Source organism: Micromonospora costi (assembly GCF_003626655.1).
GTDB classification, from domain to species: Bacteria; Actinomycetota; Actinomycetes; order Mycobacteriales; family Micromonosporaceae; genus Micromonospora; species Micromonospora costi.
On sequence record NZ_RBAN01000004.1, the window covers coordinates 791,024 to 817,851 of the forward strand.

26 protein-coding genes are annotated in these 26,828 nt (G+C 69.5%); 10 read left to right on the plus strand and 16 right to left on the minus strand.

The annotated features are described in order from the left end of the window. Positions 1–189: 189 nt before the first annotated feature. The 3 genes from D7193_RS25570 to D7193_RS25580 all read right to left on the minus strand — a co-directional run bounded on the left by D7193_RS25570 (position 190) and on the right by D7193_RS25580 (position 3,328). The gene (locus D7193_RS25570) at positions 190–1,356 is read right to left on the minus strand and encodes a carboxypeptidase-like regulatory domain-containing protein (RefSeq protein WP_120782088.1); all 1,167 of its coding nucleotides are present in this window, start codon (positions 1,354–1,356) and stop codon (positions 190–192) included. A 369-nt stretch (positions 1,357–1,725) separates the two neighbouring features. Then, positions 1,726–2,379, minus strand: a complete 654-nt coding sequence (locus tag D7193_RS25575; protein ID WP_120782089.1) for a Type 1 glutamine amidotransferase-like domain-containing protein — start codon at positions 2,377–2,379, stop codon at positions 1,726–1,728. Between the two features lie 313 nt (positions 2,380–2,692). Next, a complete protein-coding gene (locus D7193_RS25580; RefSeq protein ID WP_120782090.1) occupies positions 2,693–3,328 on the minus strand; it encodes a TetR/AcrR family transcriptional regulator in 636 nt (211 codons plus the stop codon). Between the two features lie 134 nt (positions 3,329–3,462). Here D7193_RS25580 and D7193_RS25585 point away from each other — a divergent pair, with 134 nt between their 5' ends. The 5 genes from D7193_RS25585 to D7193_RS25605 all read left to right on the plus strand — a co-directional run bounded on the left by D7193_RS25585 (position 3,463) and on the right by D7193_RS25605 (position 6,978). Further along, positions 3,463–3,993: a carboxymuconolactone decarboxylase family protein gene (locus D7193_RS25585; RefSeq protein ID WP_120782091.1), complete on the plus strand. Its 531-nt coding sequence runs from the start codon at positions 3,463–3,465 to the stop codon at positions 3,991–3,993. Positions 3,994–4,071: 78 nt separating this feature from the next. After that, the gene (locus tag D7193_RS25590; protein WP_120782092.1) at positions 4,072–4,893 is read left to right on the plus strand and encodes an isocitrate lyase/PEP mutase family protein; all 822 of its coding nucleotides are present in this window, start codon (positions 4,072–4,074) and stop codon (positions 4,891–4,893) included. Between the two features lie 55 nt (positions 4,894–4,948). Further along, positions 4,949–5,596 carry a nitroreductase family protein gene (locus D7193_RS25595; protein WP_120782093.1) on the plus strand — a complete coding sequence of 216 codons (648 nt, stop codon included), beginning with the start codon at positions 4,949–4,951 and terminating at the stop codon, positions 5,594–5,596. Positions 5,597–5,641: 45 nt separating this feature from the next. Continuing rightward, complete coding sequence (locus tag D7193_RS25600) at positions 5,642–6,022, plus strand: MmcQ/YjbR family DNA-binding protein (RefSeq protein ID WP_120782094.1); 381 nt, start codon at positions 5,642–5,644, stop codon at positions 6,020–6,022. 44 nt (positions 6,023–6,066) lie between these two features. Then, positions 6,067–6,978, plus strand: coding sequence for an NADP-dependent oxidoreductase (locus tag D7193_RS25605; RefSeq protein ID WP_120782095.1), 912 nt, complete (start codon positions 6,067–6,069; stop codon positions 6,976–6,978). A 183-nt stretch (positions 6,979–7,161) separates the two neighbouring features. Here D7193_RS25605 and D7193_RS25610 read toward each other — a convergent pair whose 3' ends face one another. After that, positions 7,162–7,860, minus strand: coding sequence for a TetR/AcrR family transcriptional regulator (locus D7193_RS25610; RefSeq protein ID WP_158674860.1), 699 nt, complete (start codon positions 7,858–7,860; stop codon positions 7,162–7,164). A 28-nt stretch (positions 7,861–7,888) separates the two neighbouring features. Between D7193_RS25610 and D7193_RS25615 the strand changes: the two genes are divergently transcribed. Then, positions 7,889–8,599 carry an ABC transporter ATP-binding protein gene (locus tag D7193_RS25615; RefSeq protein ID WP_120782097.1) on the plus strand — a complete coding sequence of 237 codons (711 nt, stop codon included), beginning with the start codon at positions 7,889–7,891 and terminating at the stop codon, positions 8,597–8,599. After that, a complete protein-coding gene (locus tag D7193_RS25620) occupies positions 8,596–10,977 on the plus strand; it encodes an ABC transporter permease (protein WP_120782098.1) in 2,382 nt (793 codons plus the stop codon). The genes D7193_RS25615 and D7193_RS25620 overlap by 4 nt, the downstream gene beginning before the upstream one ends. A 153-nt stretch (positions 10,978–11,130) precedes the next feature. Here D7193_RS25620 and D7193_RS25625 read toward each other — a convergent pair whose 3' ends face one another. The 7 genes from D7193_RS25625 to D7193_RS25655 form a co-directional block, all read right to left on the minus strand. Then, positions 11,131–11,835, minus strand: a complete 705-nt coding sequence (locus D7193_RS25625) for a GntR family transcriptional regulator (protein ID WP_241563403.1) — start codon at positions 11,833–11,835, stop codon at positions 11,131–11,133. Between the two features lie 20 nt (positions 11,836–11,855). Beyond that, positions 11,856–12,866, minus strand: a complete 1,011-nt coding sequence (locus D7193_RS25630; RefSeq protein ID WP_120782100.1) for a proline racemase family protein — start codon at positions 12,864–12,866, stop codon at positions 11,856–11,858. 4 nt (positions 12,867–12,870) lie between these two features. Beyond that, the gene (locus D7193_RS25635) at positions 12,871–13,599 is read right to left on the minus strand and encodes an ABC transporter ATP-binding protein (RefSeq protein WP_120782101.1); all 729 of its coding nucleotides are present in this window, start codon (positions 13,597–13,599) and stop codon (positions 12,871–12,873) included. Beyond that, a complete protein-coding gene (locus D7193_RS25640; RefSeq protein WP_120782102.1) occupies positions 13,592–14,410 on the minus strand; it encodes an ABC transporter ATP-binding protein in 819 nt (272 codons plus the stop codon). The genes D7193_RS25635 and D7193_RS25640 overlap by 8 nt, the downstream gene beginning before the upstream one ends. Further along, positions 14,407–15,444: a branched-chain amino acid ABC transporter permease gene (locus tag D7193_RS25645; RefSeq protein ID WP_174242725.1), complete on the minus strand. Its 1,038-nt coding sequence runs from the start codon at positions 15,442–15,444 to the stop codon at positions 14,407–14,409. The genes D7193_RS25640 and D7193_RS25645 overlap by 4 nt, the downstream gene beginning before the upstream one ends. Continuing rightward, positions 15,444–16,337, minus strand: coding sequence for a branched-chain amino acid ABC transporter permease (locus tag D7193_RS25650; RefSeq protein ID WP_120782103.1), 894 nt, complete (start codon positions 16,335–16,337; stop codon positions 15,444–15,446). Before D7193_RS25650 ends, D7193_RS25645 begins: the two co-directional genes overlap by 1 nt. Before the next feature lie 69 nt (positions 16,338–16,406). Then, positions 16,407–17,579 carry a branched-chain amino acid ABC transporter substrate-binding protein gene (locus D7193_RS25655; RefSeq protein WP_120782104.1) on the minus strand — a complete coding sequence of 391 codons (1,173 nt, stop codon included), beginning with the start codon at positions 17,577–17,579 and terminating at the stop codon, positions 16,407–16,409. 309 nt (positions 17,580–17,888) lie between these two features. Between D7193_RS25655 and D7193_RS25660 the strand changes: the two genes are divergently transcribed. Genes D7193_RS25660 through D7193_RS25670 form a run of 3 tightly spaced genes read left to right on the plus strand, consistent with a single transcriptional unit; the run spans position 17,889 to position 20,540 of the window. Continuing rightward, positions 17,889–19,175, plus strand: a complete 1,287-nt coding sequence (locus tag D7193_RS25660) for an aconitase X (protein WP_120782105.1) — start codon at positions 17,889–17,891, stop codon at positions 19,173–19,175. Then, complete coding sequence (locus D7193_RS25665; RefSeq protein ID WP_120782106.1) at positions 19,156–19,608, plus strand: aconitase X swivel domain-containing protein; 453 nt, start codon at positions 19,156–19,158, stop codon at positions 19,606–19,608. The genes D7193_RS25660 and D7193_RS25665 overlap by 20 nt, the downstream gene beginning before the upstream one ends. Beyond that, entirely contained in the window at positions 19,605–20,540 is a 936-nt protein-coding gene (locus D7193_RS25670; RefSeq protein ID WP_120782107.1) for an ornithine cyclodeaminase family protein, read from the plus strand. Before D7193_RS25665 ends, D7193_RS25670 begins: the two co-directional genes overlap by 4 nt. An 80-nt stretch (positions 20,541–20,620) precedes the next feature. On the opposite strand, the gene D7193_RS25675 is transcribed toward D7193_RS25670, so the two are convergent. From D7193_RS25675 to D7193_RS25695, 5 genes are all read right to left on the minus strand, one after another. Further along, positions 20,621–21,328 (minus strand): YcnI family copper-binding membrane protein, encoded by a 708-nt coding sequence (locus tag D7193_RS25675; protein WP_120782108.1) that lies wholly within the window; start codon positions 21,326–21,328, stop codon positions 20,621–20,623. A gap of 36 nt (positions 21,329–21,364) precedes the next feature. Then, positions 21,365–22,009 carry a hypothetical protein gene (locus tag D7193_RS25680; protein ID WP_147434452.1) on the minus strand — a complete coding sequence of 215 codons (645 nt, stop codon included), beginning with the start codon at positions 22,007–22,009 and terminating at the stop codon, positions 21,365–21,367. A 122-nt stretch (positions 22,010–22,131) separates the two neighbouring features. Then, positions 22,132–23,937 carry a copper resistance CopC/CopD family protein gene (locus tag D7193_RS25685; protein WP_120782110.1) on the minus strand — a complete coding sequence of 602 codons (1,806 nt, stop codon included), beginning with the start codon at positions 23,935–23,937 and terminating at the stop codon, positions 22,132–22,134. Between the two features lie 5 nt (positions 23,938–23,942). After that, entirely contained in the window at positions 23,943–25,085 is a 1,143-nt protein-coding gene (locus tag D7193_RS25690; protein ID WP_120782111.1) for a branched-chain amino acid ABC transporter substrate-binding protein, read from the minus strand. Positions 25,086–25,188: 103 nt separating this feature from the next. Then, positions 25,189–26,664, minus strand: coding sequence for an LVIVD repeat-containing protein (locus D7193_RS25695; RefSeq protein WP_147434453.1), 1,476 nt, complete (start codon positions 26,662–26,664; stop codon positions 25,189–25,191). Positions 26,665–26,828: the final 164 nt, after the last annotated feature.

Below are 26,828 nucleotides of genomic sequence, written 5' to 3' on the forward strand. Positions count from 1 at the left end.
GGTCTCGTCGCCTGCTCCACGCAAGCGTCGAGCCGATCCGGCCGGCCGCCACACATCCGCGCGCTGGGACCCTCGCGATCCTGACAGTGAATGGTAGAAGCTCGGCGGCTCGAGTCCGGGACGTTTCGCGACGCCCCCATCGACAGTGCCGTTGCCGAGACTCGCCGTCGCCGCTCGCCGAGGGGTTCCCTAAAGGGCGGGCCCGCCGTATCTGTCGTGGCTGAGCTGCTGGATGCCGCCCTGCGGAGGCCCGCTGTACGGGCCGGCGAACCCGTCGGCCGGCGGCCTCGTGTGCAGCACCGCAGTCGGTGCGTCGCTCATGCCCGCTCCGGCCGGCGCCGTCAGCTGAGTCGCCGCGTGCGGAGCCGGCTCGTCCGGCGTGTTCCGGCGGCGGATCCGCATCAGGGCCAGCGTGCCCAGGCCGGCGACGACCAGCAGGCCGCCCAGGGTGAACGGCAGCAGCGAACCGCTGTCCTCGTCGCTGACAGCTTCGAGGGCGAGGGGTGTCTCCGCGGCTACGCTGGTCTCCGGCCCGGGCGCCTCGTCCGCTGCCGCCGTTGCGGTGGGAGACGGCGAGGTCTCGGCGGGCGCGGCCACGGCGGCCAAGGTCAGCCGCACGGTCGCGGTGCCACCGGCGGAGCCCCGTACGGTCGTGCGGGCGGTGCGATAGCCGTCCAGGGCCGCGACGACCGTGATCCGGCCCTCCGCGATCGTCTTGCCGGCGCCCGACTTGATCGAGAACCGGCCGCTCCGGTCGCTCGTCGTACGGTATTCGTGCCCGGCGCTGTCCCGGACGGTCAGGGCCACGCCGCCGATCGCCTTGCCGCTGTCGTCGCGGACCTGGCCGGACACCCCGTCCACCTCCGACGATGGCTCGTCCGCACCGGGTTGCGGCGCGCCCGCGCCGGGTTGGGACGTGCCCGGGGCGGGTTGCGACGTGCCCGGGCCGTAAACGTAGACCATCTTGAAGTCGAAGCTGTTTTCCCCGTCGAGCTGTACGCCGACCGAGATGTTGAGACCGATAATCTCGCCCGCGCGCACCTGGGGCGCGACAAGGGTGGCCTGGAAGTCCTGGCTCTGGCCGGGTTTGAGGTTCGGCTCCGCCCGGCAGCCGGTGGTGCACTGCAGGCCGCCGCTGACCACCACGATGGCCGTTTCGGCCCGGCTCCCGTTGTTCGTGACGCGGAACTGAACACGAACCTTGTCGCCGGGCTCCATGTTCTCCGCCGACACGCTCAGGATGCTGATGGGTGCCGGGGCGCCCGCCACGGGTGCCGCGGACACCGCGAGCGTCCCCCCGGTCAGCGCGATCAATGCGGCGGCCCGGGCCCATCGGGCACGCAAGCGTGTCGTCACCTTCCTACCATCCTCTCCGCGGGCAGGCGACATCGACCGATGACGCCGCGGGACACTATGCCCTGTCAGGGTTCGTTCGCGCGACTCGCGGCCCCTACCGGGCCTCTCTCAGGGGGACCTCGACGCTGGGGCGCTGCTTGATATACAGCCTCGTGATTGCCGTATTTCTGGCAGGCGGATAGGACGCCCTCACCGACCCGTTCGACGCCTGGCTGGAGCGAGACCGAGCAGCCCTCGACGCCGGCGCCCACCCGGCAGCGGTCACCGGATGGGTGTCACTGTTACCGACTCCCGGCACCGGTCCCCGGACCAGCGCGCGACCTGCGGCATGAGCGGGCGCTTCGCCACGCCGATCACTGTTGGCCGCGGCTACGCGGGGAACCGCCTCCAGTGCCCCTCGGAAACGACCTCGACGGTGCCGTCGGTCACCTTGATGGCCGTCTGGTCGTCGATTGCGTACGCCGGACCGGCGATCTCGGCCGCCCATCTCTCGGCACCGGCCATGGTGTTGTCCGGCTCGAGACCTAGGTGCGGGAAGATCGAGAAGTCGACGACCCCCAGTGTGCGGTCGTCGGGCGCGGACTGCCATTCGACGAAGTCCGCACCGACCCGGGGGGTCAGCACCATGCTCCCAGCGCTCAACCCCACCCAGACGGTGTCCCGCAGCGACGGCAGGAGATCCGCCAGCCCGGACTGCCGCATCCAGTGGCACAGGTACGTCGCATCGCCGCCGGCCACGAGCATGACGTCAGCCTCCCGGACCCAGGGGACCCACCGCTCCTCACCGACGCTGGGCAGCGCTGTCAGCTCGAGGACGCCCAGCGACTTCCAACCCAGGTCGCACATGGGTAGCGGGGTCTGCCCGGTGATGAATCGCCAGGCCGAGGCTGGCCCGCCCATGGGGTAGGCCGCCGTAGGGATGCAGAGGGCACTGGAGTCGGCGATCGGCTTGCCCAGCAGGTCGACCAGCGCATCGCGGATGCTCGCGTTCTGGACGCCCGCGGACGTGAGAAGAAGTTTCACGCTTGCCTCCGTACGTAGCGGTCACGACCGTCTCCCCGAGAGTCGGGAGATCGGGTGCATGGGAGTACAGACTGGAGACCATAACGAAGTTCATCGCCGTCGCGACCCCTCAAGCCCCCCGCCCGCAGTCCACCGAGGTCAGCCGGAGCGGCGCTCGCCTATGCCGGCGGGGTGCCTCAGCGAAGTACGACGGCGCGAGATGTCGGTCGGCGCTAGCCGCGTCGGGAGCAGCGACAGGCGACCACGTTACTGGGAGGCCAAGCGCCGCGAAGCGCGCGTCGTTGCTGCTCGGCGCCGATTCGGTTCCAGCCGCCTAGGCGTCGTGCGACCTCGCGAAGGTCTCGACGTAGTCGAGGGCGGCTTCCAGGGCGTCCCTGAGGGGGGAGATGTCCCGGGCGACTTGGGCGAGGAGCATGCCGCCCTGGAAGGCGGCGAGGAGCAGGCTCGCGAGCCGCTCGGGGTCGGCCTCGTCGCTCAGACGGCCCTGCCGCTGCAGGCGGAGGAGCGCGTCGCGGAAGATCTCTCGCCACTGGGCGAACGCATCCGCAAGCTCGTCGTGAACGTCGAGGTCGGTCTTGATGATCTCGCTGGCGAGCGACCCGAGGCTGCAGCCCTCGTGGTAGGCGCGCTCATACCCGATATAGAACGCTGCCCACTTCCGAAACCCCTCGAGGCTCTCGAAGCGGTCGAACTGTTCACTGCGATGGAGCCCGAGGACGCGTTCAGCCTGCCATTCGATCACCGCCAGGACGAGGCTCTCCTTGGTCTGGAAGTAGTGGTTGATCTGCGACCCGCTGACGCCGGCGGCGCGCCGGAGCTTGTCGTTGTTCGTGGCGTGGACGCCCTCGGCGTAGATGAGCGCGGCGGCGTGCTCCAGTATCCGGGCACGCGTCGCCTGCCCCTTCACGGTGAGCTTGCGAGGCTCTGGCGCTGCCGTCGTGGACTTCATGATTCACAGCTTACCAAGAGTGGGCTTGACAGCCCAGTCTCGTTGGTGTTGTATCTGGGAAGTGGGCCGCGCAGCCCAAAACTTGACCCGGGTCGGTTACCCACCACCCCCACATGGACTGGAGTGGATTTCCCATGCCACGCCTGAACATTCCCGCCGACGAGCCCTCCGCCGACGTGAGGAGCACGCTCGACCAGGTCGGCGCGCAGTTCGGCTTCGTACCGAACATGTTCACCATGCTCGCGTCGAACCCGACCGTTCTCGATCTCGTCATGACGGTGCAGACGAAGGCGAGCAGGCTCCTGGACGCGAGGACGCGCCACACGATCGCGCTGGCCGTGTCCGAAGCCGATGGCTGCGACTACTGCCTGGCGCTGCACACGGCCGGATCCCTGAAGGGCGGCATGTCCGTGGAGGACATCGAGCTGGCGCGGGCGGGAAGCTCGGTCGATCCGAAGCGGGCTGCGGTGGCTCGCTTCGCCCAGCGGGTGATCGAGACGCGCGGACGGGTCAGTGACGCCGACCTCGCGGCCGTCCAGGGGGCCGGGTACACCGATCCGGAAATCTTGGCGATCGTCACGCTGGTCGTCCGGGCACTGCTGACCAACTATCTCAACAACGTCAACCTGACCGACGTCGACATCCCGGCCCCCGACCTGGCATGAGCGCTCACCACATTCGCGAGAACAGCGACCTGACCGGTCGAACCCTCGCCCCGATCAACCGCACTGGGAAGGAGCGACATGTCGGGCTCTGAGCTCTATGAGAAGTTCATGGCACTGCACACCCGAGACGGTGGCCTCGTCATGCCGAACGCCTGGGATGGCGTCTCGGCATTGATCCTGGCGGATGCGGGCTTCGAGGCCATCGGCACGTCGTCGGCGGCCTTGGCGGCCGCGCTCGGTCGCATCGACGGACGCCACAGCATCACCCGCGACGAGCATCTCGGCCACGCACAGCTGCTCGGCCGGCTCACGGGGTTGCCCGTCAACGGTGACTTCGAGGACGGCTACGGCGTCACCGCCGAGGACGTCGCCGTGACTGTGAGCAGTGCCGTCGCGCACGCGCTGGCCGGCATCGGGATCGAGGACACCACCGGGAATCCCGATGACCCGATCCGCGACTTCGACGACGCGGTAGGCCGGGTTCGCAGTGCGGTCGTCGCGGCGAAGCGACGCATCGTCGTCACCGCTCGCACCGACAACTTCATCCAGGGGCGGCCGGACCTCGATGACACCATCCGACGGCTGACGGCCTTCGCCGAGGTCGGCGCCGACGTGCTCTACGCGCCGTTCCCGCCCGACCTCGAGTCCCTGGTCGCGATCGTCACCGCCGTCGCGCCGACGCCCGTGAACGTTCTCATCTCACCGGCGGACCAGGTGCTGACCGTCTCTGAACTGCAGAGGGCCGGGGTCAAGCGCATCAGCCTGGGCCCTGCGCTCTACACGCATGCGATGGGTGCTCTCGAACAGGCGGCCGCGGCGCTCAAGGCCGGCGACATCGCCTCGGCCACGACAGGCATCAGCTTCGACCGGGTGGGCGAACTCCTCGCCCGCAAACCCTAGCCGTATCCGACTTTCACCATCCACAACCCTCAACATCAGCACAGAAAGTACTGACATGGATCTCGACAAGCTCATGAGCAAGCACCTCAGCCGGTACTTCGACGGCAGCAAGACGATCCCGGACGAGACTCTTCAGCAGCTGCTGAAGTTCCTGCGCTCGGCTCCCACGTCGACGAACATCCAGCCGAATCACTTCTACGTCGTGTCCACTCAGGAGGGCAAGGAGCGGCTGGCGGCCAACCTCGGCGAGCGGTTCCAGGACAACGCCGAGAAGATCCTCAACGCCTCGCACACCATCATCCTCACCACTCGGGCCGATGTGACCGAGCAGCACCTCGAAGCGGTGTTCGCCAAGGAGCGGGCCGACGGCCGGTTCGCGGATGAGGCGAAGCAGGAGCGGTGGGAATCGATGACCCGCGACTTCGTGAGCCTGCGCCAATACAGCTACAAGGACACCTACCACTGGATGGAGAAGCAGACCTACATGGTGATGGGTCTGACGATGATGGCAGCCGCCGAGCTCGGCGTCGAGGCCATGCCGCTCGAAGGCTTCGACCCGATCAGCGTGGACAAGGCGTTCAACATCCGCGCGACCGGACACACCACCACCGTGCTGCTCGCGCTCGGCTACCCCGACGAGGCGAAGCAGTACAAGACTCCGGTGTCGCGGTTCGAGCCCGAGCGTCTGTTCACCTTCGCCTGAGTGGCCCGGTCCGGGCGAACCGATCGTTAGAGGAGTTGATCAGCGATGGACGGACAGGAACTCCAGAAGGTCGCGAACGAGTATGCGACGGAGCTGCCGGAGGTGACGTTCGAGCACCGTGTCGGCCCGAATTGGGAGCTGTACAAGGTGGGCGGCAAGGTCTTCATGCTCATGACCGACATGCCGGGACACCCCGTTGTGATCCTGAAGGCCGATCCGAACGAGGCCGTTGGGCTGCGCGAGCAGTACGCAGAGATCACGACCGGCTACCACATGGACAAGAAGCACTGGATCACGGCGGCAGGTGGGCCGAGCCTCGACGAGAAGCTGGTGAAGGAACTCGTCACCGACTCCTACCGGCTCGTGGTCGACAAGCTCCCGAAATCCAAGCGGCCCGTGGACCCGGGCACGAACCCGGCCGCCTGAAACCGGCAACACGCACGAACAGAATCGACACAGAAGGACAAATCATGATCGGACTCGGTGTTCGAGCCACCAACGGCGCTCTGGAGATCCTCGACCTTCCGGACCCCCGTCAGCCTGACGTGGGCGAGCTCGTCCTGGAGGTGGTCGCGGCAGGGATCGGGCCGTGGGACGCCCTGCTTCACACTGGCGGATGGGACGTCGGCCTCGTTCCGCCCGCGGCTCTGGGCGTCGAAGCCGTCGGCCGCGTCATCGCGACCGGCCCGGACGAGACCGAATTCCGCACGGGGGACCTTGTGCTGGTCCACGAGGCGCCTCTGCCAGGCGCCAGTGGCACCTGGGCAGAGCGCGTTCTGGTCCGTTCCGCGCACGTCGCACGGCTGCCCGAGAACCTGGCTCCGGAGATTGCGGCGGCACTCCCGGTCGCCGGGCTCACCGCCCTGCAGGCTCTCGACGAGCTCCACGTCGACGCCACCACCCGCCTGCTCGTCGTCGGAGCCTCCGGCCCCACCGCGTCACTGGCCGTGCAACTCGCCCACCTCAGGGGCGCCGAAATCGTCGCCGGTGCAGGACCGGCCCGCGCGGATCAGCTCCGCGCCCTCGGCGCCAGCGAGGTCATCGACACCCACGTTGACGGTTGGGCGCAGAAGAGCGATCGCCGATTCGACGCCGTCCTCATCGCCGCGACAGGCACCGCCGAGGCCGCGATCGAACTGCTCACCGACGGAGGCCGCCTCACCTCCATCACCTCGGACGCACCCGACCCGATTCGCGGAATCACCACCTCGAACCTCTACGTGCAGCCCGACGGACGTGCACTCGGCGAACTCGCGGCACTCGCCGCCTCCGGCGAACTGACACTTGACGTCCAGACGACACCGATCAAGGACGGCGCCGCGATCGCGGACCGGGTCGCGGGCGGCCGCTCTGGTGGGATCAAGTACGTCCTCGAGTTCTGACGTCCGCGGTCGAAGGACGTTGCAGATCGTCCGAAATGATGGTGCTGGTCCGCCATGTGGGGCCAGCACCTTCGTGACACAACGCTGTGGGAGAAGGGCGGTGACGCCGATGCGTTGTGGGATCGGCGGACGCGAGGAACTCGTGTCGGATGCGCCAGGTGCCACGTCTGCGGGATCGGCTCGTCAAGCACGCTCGGGTAGACCGCTGCAGTCTTTGGGGGCTTTGCTCGGCGAGTCGTCGGGTGCGGCCGTGATGCCGAGGGACGCGGCGATGCCGGGGATGACGAGTTGGCGGAACACGGCGTCCATCTGCTGTGGCGGGTAGGGCTCGCGGTCGTCGGCCCACCGGCCAAGCAGTGCCAGGTATGACCCGACGACGCTGTCGACCGCGATCTCGATCGGCACGACCGCGTCCGGGCGGGCGCGTGATTCGAGGTCTTCGCGGACCAGGTCGACCAGCACCTGACGGATCCGGTTGTGTACCACGGTCCCGCCGCGACGGCCCAGTAGCGCTCGGAGCAGTTCGCGTTGCTCATGGACGTGTTCGAACAGGGCCCGGCTGAAGCCGAATAACCGTCCACCGCTGGCATCACGCTGTGCGCGCAGGAAGTCCGCGACCGCGTCGAGGGTGGTGTAGAGGACGTGCTGCTTATCGGTGTAGTGGGTGTAGAACGTGGACCGGCCGATGTCGGCCCGCTCGATGATTTCCGCGACGGTGACCGCGTCGTACCCCTTCTCCAGCATCAGAGTGACCAGGGCGCGGTGAATCGCCTCGCGGGTACGGCGCACTCGCCGGTCCACTGCCATGCGTCCCTCATTTCCGGTCAGTCCGACGGCGCGTGTCCGGTATCGCACACGCACGTTGATCTGCTCATTGACCATTCCAGGTTACTGGACCCACCATCCGTTTATGAACATAGCGTCCAACAACGAGGCGGTGCTCGCGGTCCGATCCGCGACCAAGGTCTACGCCACGGCCGGCGGTGACTTCCCGGCGCTGCGCGAGGTCGACCTGCGCGTGGCCCCCGGAGAATTCGTGACGATCGTTGGCCGTTCCGGCAGTGGCAAGACGACGCTGCTGAACCTGCTCGCCGGGATCGACCGCCCCACTTCCGGTGAGGTGTGGGTTGGCGGCACCGGGGTGCACGCGCTGCCGGAGCGGCGCCTGGCGGCGTGGCGGGGCCGCACGGTCGGTCTGGTCTTCCAGTTCTTCCAACTGCTACCCACGTTGACTGTCGCGGAGAACGTGATGCTCCCGATGGACTTCTGCGACACCGTCCCGGCCCGGCAACGCCGCTCGACCGCAATGCACCTGCTGGACCAGGTCGGGATCGCCGAGCAGGCCGAAAAACTGCCGGCGGCCCTGTCCGGTGGGCAGCAGCAGCGCGCCGCGATCGCCCGAGCCTTGGCCAACGACCCGCCGGTCATACTCGCCGACGAGCCGACCGGCAACCTGGATTCGACCACCGCCGCCGCGGTTCTGGACCTGTTCACCGGGCTAGCGCGCGCGGGGAAGGCGGTGGTGATGGTGACCCACGAGCGGGACCTGTCCGGCTACGCCGACCGGCAAGTGACCCTGGCCGACGGCCGGATCGACACCGACCTGGCGGTGCCGGCATGAGCCGCCCCCGTACCGTCAAAATCGTCCGCGACCTGTGGGCGGCGCGGGGCCGGGTGACGGTCATGGTGCTGGCAATCGCGGTCGCCCTCACCGGCGTCGCCGCGCTGCTGGTCGCGCGGGCCGTCATCACCCGGGAAGCCGCCGCCGCCTATGCCAGCACGAACCCGGCGGCGGCGACCCTCGACGTCGACGACGGTGTCGATCCGGCGTTGCTGGCCGCCGTCCGGACCCGGCCCGGAATCGCCGACGCCACCACCCGGCAGACCGTCACCACCCGGGTACTCGTCGACGGGCAGTGGCGGCGGATGCTGCTGTTCGTCGTCGACCCCGCCGATGCGCTGACCATCGCCAAGTTCCGGGTGGAGTCCGGCTCCTGGCCACCCACCGACGACGGGCTGCTGATCGAGCGCGCCGCCGACACGATCCTGCGCGCCGGGACCGGCGACGCCCTTATGGTCGCCGGGCCGGACGGCTCCACCACCTCGATCCGCGTCGACGGCACCGTCTACGACCCGGCGCTGGCACCGGCCGCCCAGGAACGCAGCGGCTACGGCTACCTCACCCCGACAGCGTTGGCTCGCCTGGGTTTCACCCCGGTCGCCGACCAGTTGAAGATCACCGTTACCGACCGCTCTGCCGTGGACTCCACGGCGCGTGACCTCGCCGCCTGGCTGACCGCGAACGGGCACGTGGTGCACGAGATCCAGGCGCCGCCGTTCCAGCACCCACACCAGCGGCAAACGAACGCGGTCACCGCACTGTTCCTGGCGTTCGCCGCCGCCGCGCTCGTCCTGGCCGCGGTGCTGGTCGCCGCCACACTCGGCGGAATGCTCGCCGCGCAGACCCGCCAGATCGGCGCCATGAAGACCGTCGGCGCCACCACCGGGCAACTGCTACGCATGTACCTGACCGCCACCGCCGCGACCGCCGTGGTCGCGACCTTGCTGGCCGTGGGACCGGGCCTGCTTGCCGGGTACGGCCTGGTCGACCTCGTCGGCACGCTGCTCAACATCGACATCGCGGACCGGTCGCTGCCGTGGTGGGTGCCGGTTGGCATTGTCGCCAGTGGTGTCGGTATCCCGGTCCTGGTCGCGCTGGTGCCGATCCTGCGCGCCGCCCGGATCACCGTTCGCGCCGCGCTCGACGACCACGGCACTGGTGGCCGGGTCGGGCTGCGGCGCACCGACCGGTGGCTCGCCCGGCTGCGTGGCAACCGCACCACCCTGCTCGCGGTGCGGAACCTGACCCGGCGGCGCGGCCGGCTCGCGCTCACTGTGCTGCTGCTGGCCGCGGGTGGGGCGTTGTTCACCGCCGGGCTCAACTCCGCGACGGCCTGGCGGGCCTGGGTGGACCAGGGCATGGATCGCCGTGCCTACGACGCCGAACTGCAACTCACCGAACCGGTCCTCGCCGAGCCGGTCGTGGCCGCCGCGCGTGCCGTACCCGGTGTCACCTCGGTGGAGGCGGTGCTCAGCGTCGCCGCCACCCCCGCCGATGTGGCGGGCCGGGTCGAGGTGCAACGCACCTATCCCGACGGCGGGCACGGCAGCTTCACCCTCACCGGCATCCGACCCGACACCGCGATGGTCCGCTTCGATGTGCGGGCCGGGCGGTGGCTGCGGGCCGGCGACCGTACCGCCGTCGTGCTGAACCAGGACGCGGCCAGCCGCCTCGGCAACCCGGCGATCGGCTCCGAGGTCGGCATCGCCGTCGACGGGCGAGCCGGCCGCTGGCGAGTCGTCGGGACGGTAGCCGAGGTCGGCGGCCCGGCCACCGCCTACACCATCCCCGACGCCATGACCCCGATCATCGCCGCCGACCAGGTCAACGCCCTACGCTACCGGTTCGACGGCACCGACCCGCGCGCCGTCACCGACCGGGTCGAGACCGCGGTCGCGGGCACCGGCGCCACCGTCGTGGCCACCATGCCGACCACCGAACTGCGCAACGCGGTCGACGGACACGTCGTCATCTTCGTGTACGTCCTGGTCGTCCTCGCCGCCCTCATGGCCACTGTCGGACTGCTCGGCCTCGCCTCCGCGATGAGCATCACCGTGATCGAACGCACCCGCGAGTACGGCATCATGCAGGCCATCGGCGCCACCCCACACACCATCCGCCGGCTTGTGCTCACCGAAGGCGCCATCACCGGCATCATCGGCTGCCTCGTCGCCATCGCCGCGGGCATCCCGCTGTCCACGATGATCGGTGACCTGCTCGGAAACCTCTCCTTCGGGCTGCCAGTACCGCTGCGGATCGCTCCCGGCGGGCTGGGCGCCTGGCTGCTCCTGGTCATCACCGGCGCGATCGGCGCCACCCTCACCGCCGCGCAACGCGCCGCCCGTCTCACCATCCGCGAAACCCTCACCTACCAGTAACCGGAGCTGACGCCATGACCCGACGCACCCGCATCACCCTCATCGCCGCAGCCACCGTCACTGCCCTACTCGCGTGTGCCTTCGGATTCCGCTGGATCGCCAGCACCGTGATGGAGCTGCACGGCGGCTGAGCGCACGGCAGCACGCTGGCGGTCAGGGTTCGTGGTGGCCGGCCCAGGAGCCCCGGACGTGGCCGATGTGGCGTCGCATCAGCGCCGCTGCCCCCGGCGCATCGCCGGCCACCACCAGATCGACGATCTGCTCGTGCTCGGCGGCCGAACGCCCGAGCTCGCCACGCTCGGCGAGCTCTTGCAGGCCGTACAGCCGGCTGCGGGCCCGCAGGTTCCCGACCACGTCGATGAGATGCCGGTTGCCGGCGAGGGCGAGCAGCGAGAGATGGAAGCGCCGGTCGACCTCGACGTAGCCGATGAGGTCGCCGGTTTCGGCGAGGCGCTCCACCTCCTTCGTCAGGGGGCGTAGCTCCTCGACCGCCGCCCGGGTGGGCTCGTTGATGGCCCGGGCGATCTCGGCCACGGTGGGCACCTCGATCAGCGCGCGCAGCGAGGTGATCTCGTCCAGATCCCGGTCGCTCAGCTCCTTGACCCGGAAGCCCTTGTTTCGAACGATCGTGACCAGTTCCTCGTTGGCGAGGTCGAGCATCGCTTCGCGCACCGGCGTGGCGGAAACACCGAACTGCTCTGCGAGCATCGGCACGGAGTACAGCACGCCGGCGCGCAGTTGCCCTGTGATGACCGCGCCACGCAGGGTATGGGCGATCTCCTGTCGAAGGTTGGGCCGGCCTCCCAACTGCGGCAAGGAGAGCTCGTCCGGGGCCAGGCGCCCGGCGGCGTCCGTCACGGTCTCACTCCTTGTCCTCTTCATCGCAGGGTGAATCCCAGCCCGACGGGATCGTTGGCCTCAAGGACGAAATGGTGTTCGCCGGTGCGGTAGGCCATCCCTCGCACCTCTGAAACGTAGGCCGGGCGACCCTCTGCTTCCAACTCCCGCACGACGCGGCCCAGGAACCGTGTTCCGACCACCGAGTCGTGCGTCAGCACCTGATCAGGGGCGAGTTGCCCCGACGATGCTAGCAGCGCGATCCGCGCGGAGGTGCCTGACCCGCACGGTGACCGGTCGACCTCCCCGTCGGCGAAGACGGTGATGTTGCGCTGGTGGGGGCCGTCGGGCCGGGGGCCGAGATCGTCGAACAGGATGGTGCCGTAGATGCCGTCGAGCCGCGGTTCGCTCGGGTGCCTGGCCCATTCGGTCCCGTTGAGTTTCCACGTGATTTCGCGGCCGAGCGCCAGCAGGTCACCATAATGCTCGGGGTCGACCGACAGCCTGAGGGCCGAGGCGTCGACGGAGGCGTAGATGGCGCCTCCGTAGCTGATGTCCGCGCGCACCGGGCCGCGGCTGGTGTTCACGGTGATGCCTTCACCCAGTACGTACGCGGGCACGTTGCGGAAGCTGACCTCGCGGACCTCGCCGGCCATGCAGGTGACGGTGGCCGTGACGCGACCTGACGGTACGTCGATCACCACGTCGGTTTCCCCGTCCGGGGCGGCGTTCACGAGCCCGCTGCGGGCGGCCCACACACCCAGCGCGATGGTGCCGTGTCCGCACGCCGTCGAGTAGCCGTCCTTGTGCCAGAACAGCACCCCGAAGTGTGCGCCCTCGTCGTCGGGCGGCACGAGGAAGCAGCCGTACATGTCGGCGTGGCCACGAGGTTCGTTGACCAGGAGCCGGCGTACCGCGTCGACCTGTTCGTCGCGCTGAGCGTGCGCGCGCCGTTCCAGTACGGTGGCGCCGGGAATCTCCGGGACGCCTTCGGTGACGATGCGGAAGGGCTCTCCCGCCGTGTGGTAGTCGGTGGCACGGATGTCCCGCATCGCCTCAGGCCCCCAGGTACGCCTCGACCACGCGGGAGTCGCGCGCGAGCTCGCGGGCCGCTCCCTGCAGGGTGATGACGCCGTTCTCCACGACGTACGCCCGGTGCGCGATCTTGAGCGCGGCGCGGGCGTTCTGCTCGACGAGCAGCACCGTGGTGCCGTCGGTGTTGATCTGGCGGATCAGGTTCATGATCTGTGCCACCATGAGTGGTGCGAGCCCCATCGAGGGTTCGTCCAGCATCAGCAGTTTGGGCCCCGCGACCAGCGCGCGACCGACGGCGAGCATCTGCTGCTCGCCGCCGGACAGGTTCCCGCCCTGCTGGTTGCGCCGCTCGGCGAGCCGCGGCAGCAGGGCGTAGACCTCGTCGATCCGGCGGCTGACCACGGCCTTGTCGCTCACCAGGTAGCCGCCGAGTTGCAGGTTCTCGTGGACGGTCAACCGGGAGAAGATGCGTCGTCCCTCCGGCACGTGCACGACCCCGGCGCCGACGATCTCCCACGGCTTGGCCTTGGTGATGTCCCGGCCGAACGCGCGCACGGTGCCGCCGGTGGACCGCACCACCCCGGAAACGGTGGCGAGCGTACTGGTCTTGCCCGCGCCGTTGTTGCCGAGCAGCGTGATGATCTCGCCCTCGCCGACGGTCAGGGTCAGCCCCCGGAGGGCATGGATGCGACCATAGTGGACGTCGAGGCCGTCGATTTCGAGTGCCCAGCGGCCGGCGGCGTCACTCATGGCTCATCATCTCCTCGTTCGTGTCCTCCTCGTCGTCGTCCTTGCCGAGGTACGCCTCGATCACGGCCGGGTCGCGGCGTACCTCCTCGGGAGTGCCGTCGGCGATCTCCCGGCCGAAGTTCAGCACGACGACCCGGCGCGACACCTGCATGACGAGATCCATGTCGTGCTCGATGAGCACGATGGCGATGCCGAGCGCACTGATGCGTTGCAGCAGATCGAGCAGTTCGCCCTTCTCGCCGTAGTTGAGGCCGGCGGCGGGCTCGTCCAGCAGGAGCACTTTGGGCCCGCGGGCGAGGGCACGGGCGATCTCGACACGCCGCTGCTCGCCGTATGGAAGGTTCCGCGCGAGACCACCGCGGTCGCCGCGCAGGCCCACGAAGTCGAGCCACCGGTTGGCCTCGTCGGTGGCCTCCCGCTCCGTTCGCCGGAACCGGGGCGTGTGCAGTAGTGCGTCGAGGGCGTTCTGCCGCAGCCGGAGGTGCGTCCCGGCGCGGACGTTGTCGAGCACTGTCAGCTCACCGAACAGGCGCAGGTTCTGGAAGGTGCGCGACATCCCCCGGGCCGCGATCGCGGACGGCCGCAGGCCGGTGATGTCCGCGCCGCGCAGCGTGATCGAGCCGCCGGTGGGCTTGTAGAAGCCCGTGATGCAGTTGAACGCGCTGGTCTTGCCGGCACCGTTGGGACCGACGAGTGAGAGGACGTCGTCTTCGTAGACCTGGAAGGTCAGCCCGTCGACGGCCTTCACGCCGCCGAAGTCCAGGTGCAGGTCCTGCACGCGCAGGAGCGGTACGGAATCTCGCGTGCTCACGGCACCTCCTCCTTGGCCTTGCGCACGTCATGCTCCTCGGCCCTGCGCCGGTCGCGCCGGGGCTGCCGTTCCACGGCCCGCGCCGGCCACAGCCCCTGCCGACGGAAGATCATCACGATGATGAGCAGAATCCCGAAGACGAAGTACCGGTAGTCCGCGGCCTCCCGGAGAAGCTCGGGCAGCACGCTGATGACGATGGCGCCGAGCACGACGCCGGGCGTCGAGCCCATGCCACCGAGCACGACGGCCATCAGGATGAGGGCCGACCACAGGAAGGTGAAGCTCGGTGGGGAGATGGCGGACAGTTGGGCGCCGAAGAGGATGCCGGCGAGGCCACCCCAGATGGCGCCGCCGATGTAGGCCGCGAGCTTCACCCGGTACGTGTTGATGCCCATGGCCTCGGCCGCGTCCTCGTCCTCGCGGATGAACCGCCAGGCGCGGCCGAGCCGGCTGCGGCCGAGCCGCGCCGCGCCGAGGACGGCCAAGGCGACGACGACCACACAGGTGTAGTAGAGCCCGACCGGGCCGCTCAGGTCGACCCCGAGCAGCATGATGCCGGGGATCCCGTAGATGCCGGACGGCCCCCCGGTGATGGTGAGGTTGTTCGCGGTGATCCGGATGATCTCCCCGAAGCCGAGCGTCACGATCGCCAGGTAGTCGCTGCGCAGCCGCAGGGTGGGCCCACCGATCACGATCCCCGCGACCACCGCCGCGACGATGACGACGGGCACCGTGGCCAGCAGCGGCCAGCCGTACCTGGTGGCGAGGACTCCGCTGACGTAGGCGCCGATGGCGAAGAACGCGGCGTATCCGAGATCGAGCAGGCCGCAGTAGCCGACGACGATGTTGAGGCCGACCGCGAGCATCACGAAGAGCAGTGCGGAGGTCATCACCGACAGGGCGTAGTTGGTGGCGGTGATGAACGGCGCCAGCAACGCGACGGCCAGTCCGACCAGGCCGAGGTGGCGGTTCTGCTGGATGCGGTCGAAGAGCTCACGGGCGCGGGCGGGTGACATGGCGAGGTTGCTGGTCATCAGACACGCTCCGTAACGCGCTCGCCGAGGATGCCGGTGGGGCGGAGCGTGAGGAAGATGATGAGGAAGCTGAAGGCGAAGACGTCGCGCCACTGCCCGCCGATCCAGGCGGTGCCGATCGACTCGAGCAGGCCGAGCGTCAGGCCGCCGAGCATCGCGCCCTTGATGTTGCCGATGCCGCCGATGACGGCCGCGGTGAACGCCTTGAGCCCGATGATGAACCCCATCAGGAAGTCGATCTTCCCGTAGTAGCCGCCGGCCATCACGCCGGCGGCGCCGGCGAGGGCGGAGCCGATGAAGAAGGTACGCGCGATGACGGCGTCGACGTTGATGCCCATGTACAGGGCCGCCGTCGGGTCCTGGGAGATGGCGCGCATGGCCCGCCCGGTCTCGGTCCCCATGACGAGCCACTGGAGGCCGGCCATCAGCAGGATCGCGATCAGGATGAGACTGGCCTGCTGGATGGTGATGCGGGCGCCGAGCAGATTGACCGGGTCACCCGCCAGCCGGACCGGGTAGACCTCGGGGTTGGGCCCGGCCACCAGCCGCATCCCGTACTCGAGCGCGAACGAGGCGCCCACCGCGGTGATCAGCACGGAGAGCCGGGGCGCGCCGCGCAGGGGACGGTAGGCAACCCGCTCGAGCAGCAGGCCGGCCGTTCCGGTCACCAGCATCGAGATGACCATGACGATGAGCAGCGCCACGAAACCGAGGCCGGTCGCCAGCCCGCCGGCGACGCTCAGGACGCCGAAACCGACGAACGCACCGAGCATGTACAGGTCGCCGTGGGCGAAGTTGAGGAGCCTGATGATGCCGTACACCATGGTGTAGCCCAGGGCGACCAAGGCGTAGAACGATCCGACGAAGAGACCGTTCCAGAGGAGTTGGGTCATGGGAGTCCTTCGGGGCGGGGAACCCCCCGGCGGCGCGCTCCGGGGAGGGCGCCGTCGGGAGCGGGCGACCTACTGCAGGGTGTCCTTGAGGACGATCTTGCCGTTCTCCACCACGAGGATCTGGAAGCCACCGCTGGAGAGCGTGTGGTCGGGCGTGAACTTCAGCGGCCCGGAGAACAGTTGGAAACCGTCGATCCCCTCGAGTGCCTTGATGACGGCGTCACCGTCGGTCGAGCCGGCCTGCTTGACCGCCTCGGCGGCCACCCGGACCGCGTCGTAGGCCTGGGTGGAGTACGGACCGGGGGCGGCACCGAACTTGCTCTTGTAGTCCGCGATCCACTTGTCGGCGCCCTGGATCGTGTCCGGCGTCTGCGTCATGGTGGCGAAGACGCCTGCGGCGGCCTCGGGGCCGGCGATGTCCACCAGCTTCTGGTCGACCGACCCGTCGGCGACCATGATGTTGCCCTTGTAGCCCGCCTGCCGCAGCTGGCGGATGATCAGGCCACCCTCCTGGTAGTAGCCGGTCCAGTAGATGAAGTCCGGCTGACCCTTCAGGATGGCGTTGACGTTGGCGCTGTAGTCGCTCTCCCCCGCGGTGACCGACTCGCGTCCGGCGAGCGCCGGCGAGCCGGCCAGCAGCTTGGCGGTGGTGTCGGCGATGTCCTTCGAGTAGCTGGTGTTGTCGTCCATGAGGGCGACCTTGGTGGCGCCCACCTTCTTCATGAACTTGAGCGCCGCGTCTGACTGCTGGGCGCCGGTGCCGTTGATCAGGAAGACGTTCTTCTTGTGCTGCGCGACCAGCTCGTTGGAGTTGGCGGCCGGGATGAGCATCGGCACGCCGGCCTTCTCGAAGATCGGCAGCGTCGGGAGCGTCGCGCTGGAGCAGTAGCCGCCGACCGAGATCTTCACGCCCGCGGTGACCAGCTTGTTGGCGCCGGCCGTGGCACTCTTGGCGTCGCACGCCTCGTCCTCGACCTTGAGCTCGAGCTTGCGCCCGTTGACGCCGCCCGTGCCGTTGATCTCGTCGACGGCGAGCTGCGCGCCGTTCTTCATGTACGGCCCGATGGCCGAGCTGCTGCCGGACAGCGGAGTCAGCATGCCGAGGACGATCGGCCCGTCGTCCGACTTCTCGCCCCCTCCCGAGGCGAGACCGTTGCCACAGGCGGAGAGCAGCATGGCCGCCACCGCCGCACTGCCCACGAGGGCGACTCGCGACAGCCGGCGGGTGAGGTATGACGTCATTGTCCAAACTCACTTCCCTCAGGGACCGACACAGTGGACGGCCAGGTAGCGACTGGTATCACTGCTGTGTGACGTAGCACCGCACTATGGCACACGACACAAAATTGCTCCAAGAGTGCACGTGGGGGTGTTATCGACGCGTGATTTGAGCCCGGCGGTCTGCTGTGTAATGTTTTACTGGCTGCCACGGAAGGGTGCCGTTCGGCGGCGAGAAGGCGTCCAGCGTGGGCGGCAGCGAGCAGGGCAAGGCCGCGCCGGACTTCTTCAGCTCCCTGCACACCGTGACCCTGGCCCCCGCGAAGGAGCCTGATGCCCGGCGACGACGCTCTGGTCCTCACCGCCGAGGAAGAGTCGATGCTGGCCGGGGAGCAGGGCCCGGCCACCGCGATGTGCATGCGGCTGATCGTCGGGGTGGCACGCGCGAACGGTGCCGAACGGTTGGTGCCGATCGAGTCGGCGCACGCCGACGGCTGCCTGTACCACGGCGTGGCGGGGCTGGAGTTCACCGAACGGCTCGTCTCCCTCGGCGCCCGGGTACGGGTGCGTACGACGCTCAACGTCGGCTCGCTCGATCTGCTGCACCCCGGGCTGGTACGCGCCGACCCGGAGGTGGCCGAGAACGGCCGGCGCCTGATGGACGCGCATGTGGCCCTCGGCTGCGAGCCGATCTGGTCGTGCGCGCCGTACCAGTCCGGCCACCGCCCGGCAGCGGGCAGCCACGTGGCGTGGGCGGAGTCGAACGCCATCGCCTTCGTCAACTCGGTGCTCGGGGCGCGCACGGACCGGTACGGCGACTTCATCGACATCGCCGCCGGCGTTGCCGGCCGGGTCCCCTACTCGGGCCTGCACCTGCAGCGGAACCGCACCGCCGCGTTGGTGCTCGACTTCTCCGCGGTCCCCGCTGCGCTGCTCGACGCCGACGTCGCCTGGCCCGCGATCGGGGCGCTGCTCGGGGAACTCGCCGGAACCCGGGTCGCGGCTCTCACCGGCCTGCCGGGCGACCTGAACGACGGCGGGGTCACCGAGGACCGACTCAAGGCGCTCGGCGCCACCGCCGCGTCCGCAGGCGGCGTCGCGCTGTTCCACGTCGTGGGGGTGACCCCGGAGGCGCCGACGCTGGACGGGGTGCTCGGGCCCGGGGCCACCACCGTGCCGGTGACGGCACACGACCTCAGGCGCGCGTGCGACCGGCTCAGCAGCGCCGCCACGACCTCACTCGACGCCGTCAGCCTCGGCACCCCGCACTTCTCGCTGTCCGAGTTCGCGGCGCTGGCGCGCGAGTTGCGCGACGGCCCGTCGTTCGCCCCGTCGGTCGACGTGTTCGTGTCGACCAGCCGGGCCGTGCTGGCCGAGGCGGAGGCACGCGGGTACGCCGACGCCGTGCGCGACGCGGGTGGGAGCATCCTCACCGACACCTGCACGTACGTGACGCCCGTGCTGCGCGACGGGATCCGCACCGTGATGACGAACTCGGGCAAGTGGGCCTGGTACGCGCCGGCCAACCTCGGGATCGACACCGTACTGGGAAGCCTGGCCGAGTGCGTCGCCTCGGCACGAGCCGGGAGGGTGGTGCGCGATGAGCGGCTCTGGAGATGAGCCGGTGACCCTGTCCGGCCGCTCCCTTCATCCGGGAGCGGCGGACGGCGTCGTCCTCGCGCTCGACGAACCGCTCTCGTTCTGGGGCGGAGTCGACGCGCGCGGGGTGATCGTCGACGCCCACCATCCGCAACGCGGCGTCACGGTCGCCGGCCAGATCCTCGCGATGCAGGCCGGTCGCGGATCCAGCTCCTCCACGGCGGTACTCGCGGAGCTGATCCGGTCGGGGCACGCGCCGGCGGCCCTGTTCCTGGCCGAGTGCGACGCGATCCTGGTGATCGGGGCCCTCGTCGCCGCCGAGATCTACGGCACGAGCCTGCCCATCGTGCAGCTCACCGACGACGACCTGGCACGACTGCACACCGGCACCCATGCCGCCGTCCTAGCCCACACCGCACCCCGCCCGGCGACCGTGATTGCGAAGCCCCGATGACCGCGACGCTGCCGTACCTCGACGAGGCCGACGTCTTCGGCCTGGTGCCGTTCGCCGACGCCGTCGCCGCACTGGCGAAGGCCCTGTCCGGCGGGCTCGACCCGGAGGCGTCGCTGCAGCGCTCGATCCACGACGTGGAGCACGGACAGCTGCTGCTGATGCCCGCCGAGACCGCGACCGCGGTGGGCGTGAAGCTGAGCACGGTGGCTCCGGGCAACTCCGGTCGGGGCCTCCCCCGCGTCCAGGCGCTGTACGTGCTCTACGACCGGGTCACGCTGACGCCGGTGGCGCTGTTGGACGGCACGGCCCTGACGACGTTGCGGACCCCCGCGGTTTCCGCGGTCGCGGTCGACCACCTCGCCGCGCCCGGGGCGCGACACCTGGTCGTGCTCGGCTCCGGCCCACAGGCGTGGGGGCACGTGGAGGCGCTGCGAGCCGTTCGCCCGCTCAGCGACGTCACAGTGGTGGGCCGGGACCCTGACCGCGCGGCGGCCCTGGTGGCCAGGGTCCGGGACAGCGGTCTGGACGCGCGCGTGGGCAGCCACGACGACGTCGCGGATGCGGACGTGGTGGTCTGCGCCACCACCGCCCGCCAGCCGCTCTTCGACGGCCGCAGGCTGCGCCCCGGAACCTGTACGGTCGCGGTGGGCTCCCACGAGCCGGACGCCCGTGAACTCGACGCCGTGACGATCGGCGTCGCCGAACGGGTGGTCGTCGAGTCCCGCGGCGTCGCGCTACGCGAAGCGGGTGACATCATCCAGGCCGTACGCGCCGGCGTCGTCGGCGAGGACAACCTCATCGAGCTTCGCGACGCGGTACATCTGGCACCCACCACCGGTTCATCGGTCTTCAAGAGCGTCGGCATGGGCTGGCAGGACCTCGTGGTGGCCGATCTGGCCCACCAGCGCTGGACGGCACGAGGCCATACCTGACGTGGTCGTCGTCGGCGCGGGCATTCGGTGGTGCTGATCGGCGCTCCTCGTGCCGGGCGCGAGGAGCACCGATCAGGCGCTCATCGCGTCCGGCGCGATCGCACGGCGATCGTCGCACACACGAGGCCGATCACCAGCGAGGCCACGGACAGTCCGACCGCCCACCGGCTTCCCGCATCCGACTGCGTCGTGGGCGCGCTGTCCACGGCCACCGCCGCCTGCGCGGTGCCCGCCGCCGCCGCATCCGCCTCGGCCACGAGCCGGAGCACCGGCGCGGGCCGCTCCGGCTCGTCGGTACCGGCGGTTGGCTCCTGGATCCACCGCACGACCTCGCCGTTGCTGTAGTGCTGCAGCGTCTTGAACACCAGCTGGTCGGCTGCGGGCAGCGGTCCGGCGCTGACCGAGAACTCGTCGTACTCACCCGGTTTGATCGCCGACTGTGGATCCGCCGCAGTCCAGGTGATCTTGTCAATGACCTCGCTGATCTGCGCGCCGTGCGCCTCGACCGGTGTGGTCAGCTTCTTCTTCGTGATCTCGTACGACCAACCGGCGTGCGGCTTCACCGAGAGCGAGGCCAGTGTGGAGTCGGTCGGGAACTGCACTTCGACCTTGGTGGTGCTCGCGTCGTCGCTCTCGGTGGGGACCCGGAATGTCAGGGCGGCGTAACCGCCCTGGGTGGCCGTGCCCGGGTTGACCGTCACGTGCGCGAACGCCGCCGCCGGTAGGACGCCGACGAGGCAGGCCGCCACGCCTACGGTTACGAGGCCACGTACTACTCGGCGGAGCATGTGCGTTCTCCAGCTTCCTATTGATCGACAGTATGACTAGCCGAGGCGGGCCAGCGTGGTCTTCATCAACGCCTTGACCTTCTCCTCGGAGTCGGCGCGCTTGCCCACGGACTTGATCTGGGTGTAGCCGACGTAGATGATGGCGTTCGCCTTGCGCACCACGACGGTGACCAGGTCGTCGTAGGTCTCCGGGTTCACCTCCGGGGGCGAGGTGTGTACGAGATGCTGCGCGAACCCTTTCCACCCGTTGATTTCGATCGACCGGCTGCCGACCTTGTACTCACCCACCACGGTCGCCGGTCCGCCGAGCACGCTGAACGTCGCCGGGCACTTGTTGGCCTCAGCCACGACGGCGTTCATCGTGTCGTCCACGAGCGAGGAGCTCTGGAAGACCACCGCGCCCTGTGTGACAACCGGCAGCGACGACGGCCCCACGATCTGAGGGGCGACGATGGTCCGTCCGGTCGGATTCCCACCCACCGGCTCGATCGCTGGCTCCACAGTGACCTCGACGTCCTCGGAACGTTGGACGTACGGACAGGTCGGGATGCTGTTCGGGGGCGTGTAGATGACGTGCGAGGAGTGGCCCTCGTCCTCGATCTCGATCGCGCCCTCGCCCAGGTCACTGGGGCTGACCAGGCCGGAGCGGACCGAGTCCACGGTGTAGGGGGGTTTGGTCACGGGTGCCGGGCTCTCGCTGGAGCAGCCGACCAGGACGCCGAGGGCGAGCAAGCCGGCGGCGATCGCGGTCGATCGGCTCCGGGACGCCTTTCGGTCAGCGCCTCGCATGTGTTACCTACCTTTCAGCGTGCCGTGAACCGGACGCGCACGGGTGTCTCGTCGAAGTCGGAGACTCGGATGTCCAGCCGCAGCACCCACTCCCCGGGGAAGGGGATGGACATCGAGTTCGCCACGTAGTGGCCGGGTTCGGCCGCCGTGACGGTGACCGGCAGTGCCGGGACGTCGCGGTCGGGTGATTCGAGCTGACCGGAGACCTCGGGTACCGCGACCAGCGAGCCATCCGGGCCGGTGAGGTAGATGTCGGCCACGTTGCTGCCGGACCGCGCCGGCTCGATGTTCACCTCGATCGAGGCGTCTTGCAGCCCGGCGGCCGACTCGGCCGCGGCGGCAGGAACGGGGACGGTGGTGTGCACCGGCGGCGCGTAGCTGGTGCGGGCCGGGGCGGTGTTGACGAGCACGGCCGTGATCGACACGACGGCTACCCCGAGCAGGATCTCTCCCACGACCGAACGGCGCAGCCGGCGCACCGCGGCGGCAGGGGCGGCGTCGACGCCGAGGGGTTCCCGGCCGCGCCGCCGCACGAACCGCCGCGCTCCGGCGGCGAGACCCACCACGGCGAGGACGACGGCGAGCTTGCCGAGGAGCAGCCGACCGAAGTCGGTCGCGCCGAGAGCCGCCCACGTCCCCACCTGCCGCCAGGACAGATAGACGCCAGTCGCCGCGATCACCGCGAAGCAGACCTGCGCGAGCCCGGAGAACCTGGGCAGCGCGGGCTCCAGGGTGATGGCTCGGCTGGTCTCCCGCCTGCCGGCCGGGACGAGGACGCAGGCCGCGAGCGTGATCAGGCCGCCCAGCCACAGGGCCATGGCGAGCAGGTGCAGGCTGGTCGCCGGCACGGCCAGCCAGGTCTGCACGCCGGTCTGCGCGTGATCCGTCAGCGTCCAGGTCAGCGGCAGGGCGACGGCGCCGACCGTGGCGACCGCGGGCAGGACGATCCGGCGGGCGGCGCCGGCCGCTCCGGCCGTCGCGGTGGTCGCCGTCCCGGTGGTGGCAGGGGGTGACCCATGGCGTACGGCGAGCCCGAACGCCACGCCGAGGGCGAGCACGATCACCAGCCGTGTCAGCAGCGCGTGGCCCAACCGGGTGGACAGTGCCGCGCCGAGCAGGTCCGGGTCGAACACTCCGGCCAGCGACGTGCCGGCGGCGTACGGCCCCTGTACGAGCAGGACCACCACGGTGCCGGCGGCCAGCACGACGAATCCTGACCACACGATGCGGCGGCCGCGGCGGTCGCTGCGGCCGGCGGGCCAGAGCACGGCCACGAACAGCGCGCCACCCAGGGCGAGGGCCATACCGAGAAAGGCCAGGGCACGGCCGACCGCGTCGACGACGACGACGGCACGGTGGGCGTCCTGCTCCACCGGGGCGGCCGTTGCGCTCGGATGACCGATGCTGAACGTGAGCGCACCCGACACCACGTGCGAGTCCGCGGAGGTGACCCGCCAGGCCAGGACGTAGGTTCCCTCGGTCAGATCCGTGGGCAGGCTGACCTGCGCCGTGTTGGCCTTCCCGTCCACGTGACCGGGGGTGCCGATCGCCAGCTTCTCCGCGTTCGTGTCGAGCAGTTGGATCGACCGTTCGTTGAAGCTGACCGCCTCGTTGAAGCGGAGCCGGACCGCCGGCGGGGGCGAGGCCAGCACCTCGCCGTCGACCGGCGAGGTCTCCACCAGGTAGGCGTGGGCGTACGCCGGCTGCGCGGTGGACGCGAGGTTGGTGACCAGGCCGCCGGTCGCGAGGAGGAGGACCACCGCCAGCCGCGTGACCAGCCGGACCCAGCGATGGCCCGCGAGTTGAATCCGGTGCGTCATCCGACCTAATCCGTACGCAACTTGCTGGCCAGGGTGAACGTGCCGCCCCGGACCTGGGCGATGACGTAGTTGTCGTACGTCAGCGAGTGATCGGCGGCGAAGCGGAGCACCCCGGTGAAGGTGGTGAAGTCTTCGAGCCGCGGGATGTTGTCGACGACCTTCGAGGGTGCCGTGTCCCCTGCCTGGCGCACCGCCTGCGCCAGCGCGCGGAGCGCGTCGTAGGCCTGCATGGCGTCACGGCCCGGGTCCCGTCGGTAACGGTCCTTGAAGCGTGCAGCCCAGTCCGCCGCCGTCGGGAGAAGCTTCGGGCCCGCGGCCGTGGTGAGGAACGCGTCCTCGGCCGCCCCGCCGGCCGCCTTCAGAAACTCGGGGCTGTCGGACTCGGAGGAAGCCATGAAATGCCCGGTGTAGCCGGCGTGGCGTAGCGCGCTCACCAGCCGTCCACCTGGTTCCGCTGCCCCCGTCCAGTAGACGAAGTCCGCCTTCGACGCGGTGACGGTGCCGGCAAGCTTCGCGAGATCAGGACTGTCGGTGCTCTGCCTGCTCACCGGCAGGCCGTCGGCCTTGATCCGATCGGTCACCAGGCCGGACAATCGCTGTGCGGCCGCCGAGCCGTCATCGAGCACCGCCACCTGCTGCGTGCTCCGGTAGCCCATCCAGTGCACCGCGGCCAGCGCCTCCTGATAGACCGTCGCCTCCATCGGGAACGCCGACGGCACCCCGGCTTCGATCAGCCGGTCGGCGGGGGCGGAGGAGACCAGGAACGGCGTGCCGGACGCGGCCACGGCCTTCGCCGCCGCCACCGCCGCATCCTCACACAGCCCGCCGACCATCCCCACGACCTTCTTGGCGGCCAGCCCCGTCGCCCCCTGCTCGCCGGTCGCCGCCGTGCAGCCGCCGTCCTCGACGACCACCCTCACCTGCCGCCCCAGGACTCCGCCCTGATCGTTGAGCTCAGCGGCAGCCAGCTGCGCCCCGTCGACGAGGTCCTGCCCACGCTCAGCCATGTCGCCTGACAGCGGGGCCAGCACCCCGAACGTGATCTCGCCTCGCAGCTTCGGCGCGCTCTCGTCCTCGTCAGAGCCGGAGCACGCGCCGAGTAGGCCGCTCACCACCAGGGCGGCCGCGCCCAGCGCGACCGAGCGCACGGCACCTCTGCGTCGCACCGTTCTACCTCCAGGTCCGCCACCACCGAAAGCCGGCCCGGGCGCAGCGGTCGCCGCGCGCGGGCCGGTGCTTTCGTTCAGACGGTTACTTGTCGCACGAGTTCCAACAGATCTTGTCGTCCGGCGCGCCGGCCAGCTTGCCGTCGAACCGCAGGACGTCGACGCCCCGGTTGTAGTCCGCGACGTAGACCAGCCCGTTGTGCCAGTAGACGGCCGACGCCGAACCGCCGGTCACACCCTGCCCCGCCGGCACCCGGAAGTAGCCGACCTGGGTCGGGTTCCGCGGATCCGACACGTCGATGAAGCGGGTGCCCTGCCCGTACCACCCCTGTGCCACGATGTTGCCGTTCACCGTGAACCAGTGCGCGGAGCAGCTACCGGTGGTGGCCGAGCCCTCCTTGCCCCACGGGGACCAGTGGCTGATCAGGTCCAGCCGGAACGGATTCTCCGGCGTGGAACGCCAGCCCTCGCCGTCGTAGCTGCCCTTCAACGAGGCGATCTTGAACTCGCCCGCCCGGGAGCAGGTCGTGATGTTCTCGTTGGTGATGTAGAGCAGCTCGCCCTTGTCGAAGTCGCCGACCTTCTCGGTGTTGTGGTACGCGTTGTGGTCGAAGAAGTCGAAGAAGTCGGTGCCCGCCGGGTTGGTGGCCACGACGGTTCCGCCCGCGTACGGCACCGGGTCGTACGCCGTTGCGACGCGGTTGCGCTTCTGCACCGGGTCGTAATGCCGGCCCTCGGTCCAGTAGCCGCGTACGCCACCCTCACCGGAGGCCCAGGCGATGCCGTTCTTGTCGACGTCGACGCTGTGCACGTAGTCGGTGACCCCGTCGTGCCGACCGAGGTCGACCGCCTGGTCGAAGGTGTACGGGTGCTTGATGTCGTGGATGTCGGTCACCCGCACCGGCACACCCTTCCAGGAGGGGTCCTGGCCTGGCGTACCCGTGTTGGCCGGACCGACCGACCAGAGGTACTTGCAGTCGTTGATGCAGGTGGCCGTGTGCCCGGCCGGAATCGGGTGGAAGGTGACGACTTCCGGCTTCCACGGATTCTTGACATCGACGATGTACACGCCGGACTGACCGGTCGAGACGGTGCCACCGAAGCCACGCGGGTCCCGGGTGAGGAAGACCAGCTTGCGCTTCGGGTCGACGGTCATGTTCTCGCCTTCCCAGAACCTGTCCTGGGTGTCCCCCGGCAGGCGCAGCTCGGCCGCCGTGATCTTCGAGACCAGGGCCGGGTGCTTGGGGTCCTTCAGCGACCAGACGGCCAGACCGCCGGTGCCGTTGGCGAACATGAAGTCGTAGCCGTACTTGTCGTAGTTGATGAAGTTCAGCGCAGAGTAGCCGCTGACTCCCCTGACGTTGTCGATGAACGTGACGTTGCCTGCGACGGCGGTCGTCGGCTCATTGTGGACGTCCTCCAGGACCGCCCCGCCGTGGGCGGAGTTGTCCGACGGGCTCGATCCTGGCCCGGCGGCGAATGCCGCGCCGGCTCCACCGAGCTGCACTGCCAGAGCCGCCGCCAGAGCGACTGCGCCCGCGACGAGGGGCTTCGCTTTCACCACATTTCTCCCTTGGCATTTCTCCCTTGGTGACTCTCAGCGCAGTTTGGACACCGCGCAGCCGAAGAGCGCACGGGGCATGACACTAAAGACGGCACGAGCGGGCCGTCATGCTGCAGTTGTCGAGGAAGGCGGCCCCACCACTACGTCAATCGTCGTGATCA